The 12,871-nt window shown below is 71.6% G+C and carries 8 protein-coding genes and 2 pseudogenes; 8 read left to right on the top strand and 2 right to left on the bottom strand.

Going from position 1 to position 12,871, the window contains the following annotated elements:
• Nucleotides 1–2: 2 nt before the first annotated feature.
• The 3 genes from ACH54P_RS12685 to ACH54P_RS12675 all read left to right on the top strand — a co-directional run bounded on the left by ACH54P_RS12685 (nucleotide 3) and on the right by ACH54P_RS12675 (nucleotide 3,885).
• Nucleotides 3–803, top strand: coding sequence for a citryl-CoA lyase (locus ACH54P_RS12685; RefSeq protein ID WP_489912573.1), 801 nt, complete (start codon nucleotides 3–5; stop codon nucleotides 801–803).
• Nucleotides 800–2,473 (top strand): FAD-dependent oxidoreductase, encoded by a 1,674-nt coding sequence (locus ACH54P_RS12680; protein WP_489912572.1) that lies wholly within the window; start codon nucleotides 800–802, stop codon nucleotides 2,471–2,473. The genes ACH54P_RS12685 and ACH54P_RS12680 overlap by 4 nt, the downstream gene beginning before the upstream one ends.
• A gap of 140 nt (nucleotides 2,474–2,613) precedes the next feature.
• Nucleotides 2,614–3,885: an FAD-dependent oxidoreductase gene (locus tag ACH54P_RS12675; RefSeq protein ID WP_489912571.1), complete on the top strand. Its 1,272-nt coding sequence runs from the start codon at nucleotides 2,614–2,616 to the stop codon at nucleotides 3,883–3,885.
• A gap of 15 nt (nucleotides 3,886–3,900) precedes the next feature.
• On the opposite strand, the pseudogene ACH54P_RS12670 reads toward ACH54P_RS12675, so the two are convergent.
• Both ACH54P_RS12670 and ACH54P_RS12665 read right to left on the bottom strand, forming a co-directional pair.
• Nucleotides 3,901–4,659: pseudogene (locus ACH54P_RS12670) on the bottom strand (sugar phosphate isomerase/epimerase family protein); the annotation flags it as partial.
• A 102-nt stretch (nucleotides 4,660–4,761) separates the two neighbouring features.
• Nucleotides 4,762–6,537: pseudogene (locus ACH54P_RS12665) on the bottom strand (bifunctional sugar phosphate isomerase/epimerase/4-hydroxyphenylpyruvate dioxygenase family protein); the annotation flags it as partial.
• Nucleotides 6,538–6,695: 158 nt separating this feature from the next.
• Here ACH54P_RS12665 and ACH54P_RS12660 point away from each other — a divergent pair.
• The 5 genes from ACH54P_RS12660 to ACH54P_RS12640 all read left to right on the top strand — a co-directional run bounded on the left by ACH54P_RS12660 (nucleotide 6,696) and on the right by ACH54P_RS12640 (nucleotide 12,869).
• Nucleotides 6,696–7,049 (top strand): hypothetical protein, encoded by a 354-nt coding sequence (locus tag ACH54P_RS12660; RefSeq protein WP_489912570.1) that lies wholly within the window; start codon nucleotides 6,696–6,698, stop codon nucleotides 7,047–7,049.
• Nucleotides 7,050–7,492: 443 nt separating this feature from the next.
• On the top strand, nucleotides 7,493–8,920 hold the full coding sequence (locus ACH54P_RS12655) for an alpha/beta hydrolase domain-containing protein (RefSeq protein ID WP_489912569.1): 1,428 nt from the start codon (nucleotides 7,493–7,495) through the stop codon (nucleotides 8,918–8,920).
• The gene (locus ACH54P_RS12650) at nucleotides 8,917–10,386 is read left to right on the top strand and encodes an alpha/beta hydrolase domain-containing protein (protein ID WP_489912568.1); all 1,470 of its coding nucleotides are present in this window, start codon (nucleotides 8,917–8,919) and stop codon (nucleotides 10,384–10,386) included. Before ACH54P_RS12655 ends, ACH54P_RS12650 begins: the two co-directional genes overlap by 4 nt.
• 375 nt (nucleotides 10,387–10,761) lie before the next feature.
• Nucleotides 10,762–12,117, top strand: a complete 1,356-nt coding sequence (locus ACH54P_RS12645; RefSeq protein WP_489912567.1) for an MFS transporter — start codon at nucleotides 10,762–10,764, stop codon at nucleotides 12,115–12,117.
• A complete protein-coding gene (locus tag ACH54P_RS12640; RefSeq protein ID WP_489912566.1) occupies nucleotides 12,114–12,869 on the top strand; it encodes an N-acyl homoserine lactonase family protein in 756 nt (251 codons plus the stop codon). Before ACH54P_RS12645 ends, ACH54P_RS12640 begins: the two co-directional genes overlap by 4 nt.
• The last annotated feature ends 2 nt before the right edge of the window (nucleotides 12,870–12,871 follow it).

Genomic DNA, 12,871 nt, shown 5'->3' with positions numbered 1-12,871 from the left:
AAATGGACACCGGAACGACTGCCGTGGCCGACTGGTGGGCGAACGCGATCTGCCGCATGGAACCGGGCGTGGTCGAGCTGCGCGGAATCCCGGTGCAGGAGCTGATCGGCTCCCACGGTTTCGTCGCCACGATCTGGCTGATGGTGCGGGGAACGAGCCCGTCGGCCCGGGAAGCGGCGTTGCTCGAAGCCGCGATGGTGGCGTCGGTGGACCACGGTCCCCAAGCACCGTCCATCGCGATCGCGCGGATGACGGCGACCTGCGGGGTGGGCTTGAACAACGCGATGGCGTCCGGGGTCAACGCGCTGGGCGACTCCCACGGCGGCGCCGGGCAACAGTGCGTCGAACTGCTGTCGGCGATCGTCGAGCGGGAAGCCGCCGGTGATTCCCTCGAAGCCGCGACCGAAGCCGCCGTGACGGACTTCCGCACGCACAGCCGCTACCTGCCCGGTTTCGGTCACCGCTTCCACCCGCGTGACCCACGCCGGGATCCCTTGCTGGGGCTGGTCGACGAGGCCGTCGCCGACGGGGTCGTGGCGGGGAACCACCTGCGCGCGGCGCGTGCGGTGGAGGACCTGCTGAACCGGGGCCGGGCCAAGCCGATTCCGATGAACATCGACGGCGCCACCGCGGTGATCTACGCCGAGCTGGGCTTTCCGCCGCCGCTCGCGCGGGGGTTGTTCGTGCTCAGCCGCAGCGTCGGAATCCTGGCCCACGCCTGGGAGGAGACGACGCAGGGCCGGCGGAACAAGGGCCCGATGCCGACGTCGATCCTGCCGACCGTGCTGCCGGCCCAGGCGTGACCGGCCACGCCGTCGATCTGCTCGTCCTCGGCTCCGGCGCGGCCGGCCTCGCGGCGGCCGTCGCCGGGGCCGCCGAGGGACTTTCGGTGCTGGTGCTGGAGAAGACGGAGTGGCTCGGTGGCACGAGCGCCTACTCGGCCGGAACGTCCTGGATCCCGGGACACCGGCGCCAGCCCGACCCGGCCGCCGACCTCGCGGAGGCACGCCGGTACCTCGATGCGCTCGTCGGCGACCGGGCGCCCCGCGAACTGCGGGAGTCCTACCTGCGCCACGGGCCCGAGGCGATCGAGTACTTCGAACGGCTCGGGCTCCGGTTCCGGCATTCGGCGGGCGTCGTCGACTACCACCCGGAACTGCCCGGCTCGGGAGTCGGCCGGGCGCTGGAACCGCACACGTTCGACGCCCGGCGGCTCGCCGGTTTCGGCCGGGTCCGGTGGCCGATCCCGGAGTTCGCGTTGTTCGGCGGGACGCTCATGGTCCGCCGGCGCGAGGCCGACCGGCTGCTGAAGGTGTTCGACGGCTCGGTTCGCGCGACGGCTCTGGCCCTCCGCCTCGGCGCGAGGTGGGTGTTCGATCGCCTCCGCCACCCTCGCGGGACACGCCTGACGATGGGCAACGCGCTCGTCGCCGCCCTCTACGACCAGCTCACGCGCCGCTCCGGCGACGTCTGGTTCACCGCGCGCACGACCGAGCTGACGACCGATGCCTCGGGCCGGGTGACGGGTGCGGTCGTGTCCCACCGAGGGCGGCTGGTGCACGTCACGGCTCGCCGCGGCGTCGTCCTCGCCGGCGGCGGGTTCCCGGCGAACCCGGAGCTGCGCGCCGAGCACCTGCCGTCGCCGACGCCGCAGTTCACGCCGGCCGCCGAAGGCGCCACGGGCGACACCATCGCGTTGGCCCGGTCGGTCGGCGGCGTCCTGGCCGAGCCGCGCGACGACAACGCGTTGTGGTTCCCGAGTTCGCTCGGGCGTCGAGCGAACGGTTCCACGGCGGTTTTCCCGCACATCTGGGACCGGGCCAAGCCGGGCATCGTGGCCGTGAACGCGGCAGGCCGGCGGTTCGTCGACGAGTCGGTGTCCTACCACCGTTTCGTCCGGGCGATGTACGCCGCGGCGGACGCGATCCCGGCGTGGCTGATCCTCGACGCGCACACGCTGAAGCGGTACGGGCTGGGCATGATCCGTCCCCACGTCCGCGAGGGTGTTCTCCGCCGGTACCTCGAGGACGGCTATCTCCACGTCGGGCAGACGGTCGAAGAACTCGCCGGGGCGATCCGCGTCGACCCGGACGGTCTGAAGAGGACGGTCGTTGCGGCGAACCACTCCGCCCGCACGGGGGTCGACGAGGAGCTCGGCAAGGGAGAGAGCCCCTACGGCCGTCAGTACGGTGATCAGGCGCACCGTCCCAACGTGAACCTCGGGGCCATCGAGAAGCCGCCGTTCTACGCGATCGCCGTGGTCCCCACCCCGTTGGCGACCGCGTTGGGTCTCCGCATCGACGCGAACGCCCAAGTCCTCGCCGGGGACGACAATCCGGTGCGAGGGTTGTACGCCTGCGGCAACGACGCGGCGTCGATGACCGCCTCGGAGTACCCCGGGGCGGGGTGCCAGATCGGAGCCGGGCTGGTCTTCGGTTACCTGGCCGCGCAGCGGGCCCGCTTGGAACGTTAGTGCGGCAAGGCTGCCCTGAATACTCTCGTCCGTGCCGCGCGGCCGAGTGTGCCCGCCGTCAGGTGTAGAAGGGGGAGGGGTGCGGCCGGGGACCGGGGCCGCCGGCGCGACCGCGGTGGTCGACGGGGGAACGGGGCACTGTGGAGCGGACGACTTGTTGCGTCGTGGGCGGCGGCCCGGCGGGCATGGTGCTGGGACTGCTGCTCGCAAGGGCCGGAGTCGAGGTCACGGTGCTGGAGAAGCACGAGGACTTCCTGCACGACTTCCGCGGCGACACCGTGCACCCGGCGACCCTGCAGCTGCTCGACGAGCTGGGGCTGGGGGAGCGGTTCGCGCGGCTGCCCCAGACCCGGATCACCGACGTGGTCCTGCCCGACGGAGACGGCGGCGTCCGGCGGATCGGTGATTTCGGTGCGTTGCGCAGGTGGGGAGTGCGGCATCCGTACGTGGCGATCGTTCCCCAGTGGGACCTGCTGAACCTGCTCGCCGACGCCGCGCGGGCGGAGCCGGCGTTCCGGCTCGAAATGGGGGCCGCGGTGACCTCGCTGATCCACGAGCGCGGCCGGGTCGCCGGGGTCCGCTACCGCACGAGCGGGCCCGGCGGCGGAGAGGCCGAAGGCGAGATCCGGGCCGACCTCACGGTGGCGGGCAACGGCCGGAATTCGGTACTGCCCGCGGCGGCCGGGTTGGGCGTGACCGAGTTCGACGTTCCGTTCGACACCTGGTGGTTCCGCCTCTCGCGTCGTGCAGGCGAGCAGGTCGACCAGCTGACCCGGCGGCCAGGCCGGGGACGGTTCGCGATCGTCATCCCCCGGGAGGGCTACTTCCAGATCGGCTATGTCGCCCGCAAGGGCACCGACAGCGGGCTGCGTGCTCGCGGCATCGCCGCGTTCCGGCGTGACGTGGCCGAACTCCTCCCGGAGTACGCCGACCGAGTCGGCGAGCTGGTCTCGATGGACGACGTCAAACTCCTCGATGTCCGGCTCAACCGGCTGCGCCGATGGCACGTCGAGGGCTTGCTGTGCATCGGGGACGCCGCGCACGCCATGTCGCCGGTCGGGGGCGTGGGCATCAACCTCGCCGTCCAGGACGCCGTCGCGACCGCGACCCTGCTGGCCGGGCGGCTACAGCGGGGTGCGGTGCGCGGGGCCGACCTCGCCAAGGTACGGCGGCGCCGGTTGCCGTCGCTGCTGCTGGTGCAAGCCCTGCAGCGGCTCATGCACACGGACCTCGCCGGCCCGATCGTGTCCGGGAGGCGAGCAGGCCCGCCGGGCTGGATCATGACCGCGGCGCGGTGGTTGCCGGTCGTGCGAACCTTCGCGGTGTATCTGATCGGCGTGGGGCTGCGACCGGAGCGAGCTCCGGCGTCCGCCCGGCGCGGCGTCACGCCGGAAGACCGGTTTGCCGCCTGACACAGGGAGAAGCCGTCAGGGTCGGAGTGTCGCCGGGCTGACCGCGTTGAGGTGGCGTCGGGTGGCTGAGAGGGCGAGGCGGGCGTGTTCGCTCGCGCCGACCTGGGCGACGAGCATGGCGCGGGGGATTTCCAGGGTGTACGGGATTCCGGGTGGGAGTGCGGCGAGGATGCCGGGCACGTCGAGCCCGCCTTCGCCGGGGAACAGGCGCTCGAAGCGGGCGGTGTAGATCAGCCCGGCGGTCGTGGCGGGGATTTCGCCGGGCGCGTCGCAGACGTGGGCGAAGTGGAACCACTCAGGCGGTAGCTCGCCGAGTTCGTCGATGCTGGAGCCGGAGCGGGCGAAGTGCAGCACGTCGATCAGGAGACCCGCGTTGGGCCGGCCGGCGGCGCGCAGGACGCGGACGGCCTCGGTCAGGTCGCCGGTTTCGGTCCAGGACGGGAACTCCAGGTCGAGGGACAGGCCGAGCGGACGGGCCAGGTCGCACAGCTCGGTGAAGTGGTCGACCTTGCGGACCGGATCGGGGTCGGGCAGTTGCGTGAGGACGTGCCGTGCGCCCAGCTCGGCGCCGGCTTCGAGGACGCGCAGGAAGTCGCGTGGCTTGTCGGCGGGGCCGATCCGGGCGAGCTCGATGTCGAGGACCTCGATCCCCGTGGCCGCCAGGCGTGCCTTCGTCGCGCGCATGAGCGCGGGATCGGTCGCCAGCGGGTAGTGCGGTTCCTCCCGGGTCACGCGGGTCAGGCGCAGGCCGACGTAGCGATAGCCGGCGTTCGCCGCCGCGGCCACGAGTTCGGGTGGGGACAGGCTCAGCGCGGTCAGGTGGGCCAGGGAGTAGTCGTGCCCGTGGTCGTGCGCGTCCGCCGTCTCCCGGAGAGCGCTCAGCCGGCTGCGGCGGTGCGCGGCCATGCGCACGGGGGTGTTGGCCGCGCCGTACCCGGCGTAGTCGTCGACGCGTTGCACCACTTCGAAGAACACCCGTGAGCCGACGATCTCGGTGTAGAAGTGGAGGTACTCGCCGTGCTCGTCGCGGTCGTAGAGGACGGAGTGCGCGCGCAGGGTGGCGAGCAGCTCGGCCGGCAGGGCGAGACGGGCGTCGAGGTCGTCGTAGTAGTTGTCCGGGATGCGCAGCACGCTTCCGCGGGCGGCCTTCGCGGCGGCGAAGATGTCGCGGGTGGTGAACGCGACGTGCTGGGGGTTGGGGACCGCGGGTGCCCAGTCGCCCCGGCGCAGTGGTGCGGTGTTGAGGGTGATCCGGACGTGGTGGGCCGGATCGCTCGCGGCCCGGCTGCGGATCAGTCCGAACGGCGCGGACAGCTCGACGGTGCGGTCCGGTTCGAGGCCGAGCACCGACCGGTAGAACAGCGAGCTCTGGTCGAAGTCGTCGACCGACTCGGTGAGTGAAACGTGGTCGGTCCCGGTCAGCAGGGCTGAAGGGATCGCGTTGCCGGTGGGGACGAAGTCGTCGGGCCAGCCGTCATTGCGGCAGAAGAAGATCTCCATGCCGTCGGGCGCGGCCACCGACGACAGGTCCGCCTCCTCGGGGCGGCGGGCCCGGGGCAGCACGGGCGCCAGGAGGCGCTCGGCCCGCCGGGCCGAACCGGCCGGGTCGCTGCTTTCCAGTGCCAGCGCGGAAATCATCGCCGTCCCCGGGGCGACCGTCCGTTGTGACCCGTGGTTCAGCAGGATCCTGGCCTCGCCCTGCTGCCACAGCTGGACGGGCTTGGAGCGGTGCTGCCCGGTGTGGGTGAACCCGAGCCTCGTCAGCGTGTGCGCCATCGCCGGGCCCGACACCTCGTCCACGGTGAGTTCGGTGAACACGTGCCCACCGAGCAGGGACGCCGGTGGAAGGCCGCTCATCACGACGGACTCCTGCATGGCGAGCAGCGAGCGCATCGCGTCGACGGCCGCGTGCCACGGGTCGGTCTGGCGGTAGACGTCGTTGAACACCTCGAGCGACAGCGGGCCCGCGTATCCGGTCGCGAGCACGTGGCCGGCGAAACCGGCGAGGTCGAACGAGCCCTGCCCGGGGAACGACCGGTGATGCCGGCTCCACTCCCGCACGTCCATGACGAGGGGCGGGGCGTCCGCGAGTTGCAGGTGGAAGATCTTCTCCGCGGGCACGACGCGGATTCCCGCGGGATCGCCGCCGCGGGAGAGCACGTGGAAGCTGTCCAGGCACAGACCCAGCGCGGGGTGGTCGGCACGGCGCACGATCCGCCAGGCGTGCTGGTAGGTGTTGACGAACCGGCCCCAGGCCAGTGCCTCGTAGGCGATCCGGAGCCCGCGGGCCGCGGCCTGGTCGGCGAGCAGGTGCAGCTGTTCGGCGGCGAGGTCGTCGTCGTCCACCGCGTCCGGTGACGTGGACGAGCAGACCAGCAAGGTTTCCGTGCCCAGTCGCTCGAGCACGTCGAACTTCCGCCCGGCGCGGCGGAGATTGGTGGCGAGCACGTCCGGCGCGACGGCCTCGAAGTCGTGGAACGGCTGGTACAGGTCGATCGACAGGCCGAGCCGGGCGCATTCCTGGCGTACCCGTCCCGGTGACCACGAGGACGTCACGAGGTCGTGTTCGAAGACTTCGATGCTGTGGAAGCCGGCCGCCGCGGCGGCGGACAGCTTGTCGTCGAGGGTGCCGGACAGGCAGGCCGTCGCGATGCCGAGGCGTCGTCGCGCGCCGGCGGTGCCGGAATCGGAAGACGAGGTCGCGCCGGGGCGCTCGACGGTGAGCATGGGCAGCCACCCTTCCTTGCGTGGTGAGGGAGTCGAAGTGACGCAGCATCCGCTCGACGTCCGGCTCGAGACCGGTGAACACGATGGCGTCGACCGCGGCCGGCGCTGCCGCGTCGGGGGAGGGCATCGAGGTGGGCCGGCACGAGCTGCTTGACCGGGTACGTGATGTCGAGCCCGTCGAACCCGGCCGGCCGGGCCGCGGCCACGACCTCACCGACCTCGCCGACCGGAACGTCGAGTTCGTTCAGGTCCAGCAGGCGGTACTGGTGGGCCGGCCCCAGCTTCCCGGCTTCACGCTCGTGCAGCGCCTGGCCCAGCGAGGTGCCGGCACCCGAACCGATGAGCCCGATGAGGAAACGGCCGTCCCGAGCTGTCACGCGGCCTCCTTGCCCGTGAACGTACTGGGTAGTTACTTATACGCTCCGGGGTCGGATTAGGGAAGGGTGTGGCGGCGGTAAGCGCTCAACCCGTTGCGGGCCAAGGAGGTCCGGTCGTCTCGCCGACTCCGCCGCGCGCGCCGGGCGACGCTCGCCGGCGTCGTCCCGGACGGCCTCCCGGCGCGTTGGGGCGATCGGGTGTATTGCGCCCGGGTGGGGCTTCGTCCTAGGGTTCGTCCCGTAAGGTGGTTCGTCAGGTCCGCCTAGCGGACCTTCGCCGAGTTGGGAGAGGCGGCGTCTCGACCGCCGGCCGGAAGCCGGTCATCGCTGCCATCGCCGGCGTGGCAGCGACCTTCCGCCGTGGGGACGGGGTGCCGGCGTGACGTATCCACAAAGGATCTTTCGGCGAGTCCTGCACCCGCACGTTCAGCACCCGGGGGGCGAGTACTTCTTCGACGCTCCAGCCGGCCCCCGGTCCATCGGCGAGATCGAGGTGTACCGAGATGCGCGTTTTCCTTGTCGTCGCGGCTCTTCTGGCCGGCATGGTGACCGGCCCGGCCGCGGCCACCGAACCGGCGCCCGCGAGCCCGTCGGCCGTGCCTTCGCCGGTGGTCACCGGCCCGATCCCGGCGAAGGCGAAACCCGGCGATCCCTCCCGCGACTACCCCTTCTTCGCCACCGACCAGAACCTCCGGGCGTACGGGTATGTCGAAGAGGAGTACTTCGTCGAAGGCACCGCCAACCGCTACACGACCCCGGACGGCGCCACGGGCACGGTTGTCGACGGCGGGCACGGGTACCGGACGAGGATCGTGGTCCGGCGCCCGGTCTCACCGAAGAAGTTCAACGGCACCGCCGTCGTCGAGTGGTACAACGTGACCAACACGTTCGACTACGAGGTCGTGTGGAGCCGCTCGTTCCGGCACCTGCTGGAAGCGGGCTACGTCTGGGTCGGCGTCAGTGCGCAGGGCACGGGTGTCCACTCCCCGCGCGGGCTCAAGGCGTGGAGCCCTGACCGGTACGGCTCGCTCGACCTGACCGACGGCGGCACGGTCACCGACGACGCGCTGTCCTACGACGTGTTCAGCCAGGCCGCCCAGGCTCTGCGGCACCCACGCGGCGTGAACCCGGTGCCGGGACTCGACGTGCGGACGTTGATCGCGACCGGCCAGTCGCAGTCGGCGTCCCGGCTGACCACGTACGCGAACTCCGTCCACCCGATCGCACCGGTGTACGACGCCATCGCGATCGTCGACGGCGGCGTCGCGGTGCGGCCGGACCTGGCCACCAAGGTGTTCAAGACCGCCGGCGAGTACGACGTGCTCGCCGGCCAGGCCGCTCGGCGCCAGCCGGACACCGACCGGTTCGTCTACTGGGAGATCGCGGGCGCGTCCCACTCCGACCGGCACGCCTACCTGGTGAACAACCCGATCCGGCTCCGCGACGCGGGAGTGTCGGGCCTGCCGGCCGGGCCGACGGCGCCCTGTGTGGCGCCGGCCCGCAGCAACGTGCCCTACGAGTACGTGCTCGACGCGATGTTCGACCACATCCTCCGCTGGGTCGCCCGCGGTACCCGGCCACCCGCCGCCCCGCGGATCGAGGTGACCGACACCTCGACCAGGCCGGCCACGGCGAACCGGGACGCCTACCAGATCATCGAGGGCGGCATCCGGCTCGCCGCGGTCGCCGCGCCGACCGAACGCAACACGGGCTGGAACACCGGCCTCACGCCCGACCGCGACAGCGCCTGCGCGCAGGGCGGCACCTGGATCCCGTTCGACGACACCACCTTGCGCGAGCTCTACCCGACCCACGCACAGTACGTCCGCGCGGTCCGCCAGGTCACGACCCAGAACGTCCGTGACGGCTTCCTCGTCCAGGCGGACGCCGACGCCACCATCCGCGCCGCCGAGAGGGCCGATGTGCCATGAGCCGCCGCAAGTACGGCCTCGGGCTGGCGATCCTCCTCGGGGTTGCCGGCGTCACGACGACTCCGGCCGCGGCCGGACCGACGGGTCCCGTCGCCGTGACCGGTCCGGTCCCGGTCACGGCCACTTCCCACCCGTTCAACACGTCCACTGTGGACTTGGCCGGGCACGGGTACGTCGAGCAGGAGTTCTTCCTCCGGGGGAAGGCCAATGTCTACGACTACGACGCCGCCGGCCGGGTCGTCGTCACCAGGAGCGGCGCCCCGTACGAGAACCGGATCATCGTGCGCCGCCCGGCGGACCGGCGCGACTTCAACGGCACGGTCGTGGTCGAGCTGATGAACATGACCAACCGCTGGGACCTGGACCGCATGTGGCTGACTTCCCACGACCAGTACCTGCGCGACGGTACCGCCTACGTCGGTGTCACCAGCGCACCGACCACAGTGGACGCGCTGCGGGCGTTCGACCCGCAACGCTACGCGGTGCTCTCCTGGGCCGATCCCACGCCGCCGGGTCAGCGGTGCGCCGGTACGGCGCTGAACTCCACGGCCACCACCGAGGGCGGTCTGATCTGGGACATCTTCACCCAGGTCGGCGCCGTGCTGAAAGGTCGCGACCGGGCCAACCCGATGGGCGGCTTGGACGTGCGGAAGGTGTACGCCACCGGCTATTCGCAGTCCGGCGCCTACCTGATCCGGTACCTCAACGCCATTCACCCGCGCGCCCAGGTCTACGACGGGTTCCTGGTCGGAGCCGCCGCGGGCGGACCCCGCCCCCTGGGCAAGTGCTCGGTCCCCGTTCCGGTGGCCGACCCCCGCAACGTCGTCCGTCCGACCGCGCAGCCGGTGATCCGAATCCAGACCGAGACCGACTTCTACTCCGACGGCGGCTATTCCCGCCGCCCGGACGCCGACTCGCGCGAGGACCGGTACCGGCTCTACGAGGTTCCCGGTTCCGCCCACGCGTACTCCTACACCGCCGGCTTCGCCCCGTCGCCGGAGGATCTGGCCAGAGCCGGGTTCACCTACAGCTACTACAACTGCACCGATCCCGGCCTGAGCACGGACTTCCCGGTGCACTACCTGTTCAACGCCGCCCAGGCGCAGCTGGATCGCTGGGCCCGGCACGGAACCGCGCCACCGCGGGCGGACCGGATCCGGGTCGACGCCGGCGGCCGGACCGTCACCGACCGGTTCGGCAACGCGCTCGGCGGTGTCCGCACCCCGTGGCTCGACGTCCCGATCGCGACCTACTACCCGACGAGCAGTCCGGCGGCGACCTGCGGCCTGCAGGGTCATCGGCTTCCCTTCGACCCGGCGCGGCTGAAGCTCGTCTACCCCGACCACGGCGCCTACGTCCGTCCGTTCACCGCCGAGACGGAACGCCTCGTCGACCAGGGCTGGCTGACGCGTCCGGACGCCGACGCGATCATCAACGTGGCGGCGAGCTCCAGCGTCCCCGGCTGACCCGGCAGCGGCGTCGGCGGCTGCGCCTGGCTGACGCGGCCGCCGGCGGCGGGGGACCGCGGCGCGGTCGTCCGCGCTCAGGCGGACGAGAATCGGCAGGTCCTCACCTGCGGCCGCGTCCGGGAGCGGGCCGACCAAGCCCGGCGCCTCGCCTCTCGCCGGCGAACGTCCTCCGCGCCCCACGCGGAAGCCGAGGACGCCCGGCGAGGGGCCGGCCACCTCGGGGAGGGCGCTGAGGCGAGCCGGCCGCCGAAAGGGGCAACTGGTACTTGACAAGCCCGCGGACGCCCTTCAGTCTCTCTAATTAACCGTACGGTACATACCTAACCGGTTAGTTCATTGGACTGCAAGGGCGCACCCGTGGAGGAGATTGACGTGACCGATCGTCCGGAGGGCGCGCCGAGCGCCCCGCCCGCGGGCAAGCCCGCCAAGGCGGCCTTGGCCGCGTGGATCGGCAGTGCGCTCGAGTACTACGACTTCTTCATCTACGGCACGGCGGCCGCGCTGGTCTTCAACAAGATCTTCTTCCCGGCCTCGTCGCCGGCGACCGGCACGCTGCTGGCGCTGTCGACCTTCGGGGTCGGCTACGTGTCGCGGCCGCTCGGGGCGCTGCTGCTGGGGCACCTCGGTGACAAGTTCGGCCGCAAGCGCGTCCTGCTGGCCACCCTGCTGCTGATGGGGCTGTCCACCGTGCTCGTCGGCTGCCTGCCGGGCTACGGCTCGCTGGGTGTGGCCGCGCCGATCCTGCTGGTCGTGCTGCGGTTGCTGCAGGGCCTGTCCGCCGGCGGTGAGCAGGCCAGCGCGAACTCCATGAGCCTCGAGCACGCCCCGGAACACCGGCGTGCCTACTACACGAGCTTCACCCTCAGTGGCACGCAAGCCGGGCAGATCCTGGCCACGGCCGTCTTCCTGCCGGTGGCCGCGCTGCCGCAGGAGGAGCTGCTGTCCTGGGGCTGGCGGGTCCCGTTCTGGCTCAGCGCCGTCGTGGTGCTGGTGGGTTACTACATCCGCCGTTCGCTGGAAGAGACGCCGGTGTTCCAGGAGGAGGTCGCGAGCGGCGAGGTCGCGAAGCTCCCCTTGGCCGTCCTGTTGCGGGACCATTGGGCCGACGTCCTGCGCGTGGTCGTGGCCGCGTTGATCGCTTCCGTGAGCACGATCTTCACCGTTTACGCGCTCAGCTACGCCGTGAACACGGTGGGGCTGAGCAGGACGCCCATGCTGTGGGTCGGCGTGCTGGCCAACGTCGCCGCCGTCGTCTCGATCCCGTTGTGGGCGAAGTTCTCCGACCGCTTCGGGCGCAAGCGGATCTTCATGGCCGGTTCGCTGGGCTGCGCCATCCTGATCTTCGCGTACCTCGGTGCCATCGCGGCCGGCAGCTACCTGTGGATCTTCGTCGTCGGCATCGGGATGTTCGGGATCGTCTACACCGCCACGAGTGCCGTGTGGCCGTCGTTCTACGGCGAGATGTTCCCCGCCCGGGTGCGCTTGTCGGGCACCGCGATCGGGACGCAGATCGGGTTCGCGATCAGCGGTTTCCTGCCCACGATCGCGGTCGGGATCACCGGGACGGGCCGGGGCGCGTGGCTGGGCGTCGCCGTCTTCACCGCCGCGCTGTGCCTGGTGAACGTGATCGCCGTGGCCACCGGGAAGGAGACCTACCGGGTGCCCACCGCGCGGCTCGGGCTCAAGGAGCCGGCACCGGACCGGAGCGAGGCCGGCGTCCCGCGGTGAGCGCGTTCGAGGTCTACGCGCTGTGCTACGGCCGGCGGACGGGGTACCGCGGTGAGCACTTCCTGGGGTACGGCCGGGATTCCGCGGAACCCCATCCCACCGCCTACTACGTCTGGCTGGCGGTCTCGCCGGAGCACACGGTGGTCGTCGACGCCGGCATCCGGCCGGGGAGGGCGCGGCAGCTGGACGGGCTCGACTACGTGGATCCCGTCCAGCTGCTCGTGGAGTTCGGCGTCGACCCGGAGGCGGTCGGGCACGTCGTCCTGACCCACCTGCATTACGACCACTGCGGCACGGTGGCCGGGTTCCCCGCCGCGCGGTTCGTGGTCCAGCAGTCCGAACTGGACTACTGGACCGGCCCGTGGGCCAAGCGGATCGAACGGGAACGGTGGCTGCTCGACGAAGCAGCCCTCGAGCACGTGCGGGCCGGGGCGGCCGACCTGGTCGACGGCGACGCCGAGGTCGTGCCCGGCTTGAGCGTCCACCTCGTCGGCGGCCACACCGCCGGGATGCAGGTCGTCCGCGTCGAAGCCGACGGCGGCGCGGTCGTGCTGGCTTCGGACGCCAGTCACTTCCACGAGAACATCGAGGACGACCGGCCGGCGCCGCTGCTGCACTCGATGACCGGGGTGTACGGCGCCTTCGACCGGGTCAAGGAGCTGGCCGGCGCCGGCTTGGTCATCCCGGGCCACGACCCGGAAGTCCTTGCGCGGTACCCGCCGGTCGCCGACCGGATCGTGCGGATCGCGTGACG

The organism is Amycolatopsis sp. N2S4-7 (assembly GCF_058119595.1).
Note: the sequence above shows the minus strand (reverse complement) of the source record. Positions and strands in the feature narration are given on the sequence as shown.

Excerpts from the sequence above, each read along its gene's own strand:
- ACH54P_RS12685 (WP_489912573.1), top strand. The coding sequence starts at position 3 with ATGGACACCGGAACGACTGCCGTGGCCGACTGGTGGGCGAACGCGATC.
- ACH54P_RS12660 (WP_489912570.1), top strand. The coding sequence starts at position 6,696 with ATGGCGTCGACCGCGGCCGGCGCTGCCGCGTCGGGGGAGGGCATCGAG.
- ACH54P_RS12650 (WP_489912568.1), top strand. The coding sequence starts at position 8,917 with ATGAGCCGCCGCAAGTACGGCCTCGGGCTGGCGATCCTCCTCGGGGTT.
- ACH54P_RS12655 (WP_489912569.1), top strand. The coding sequence starts at position 7,493 with ATGCGCGTTTTCCTTGTCGTCGCGGCTCTTCTGGCCGGCATGGTGACC.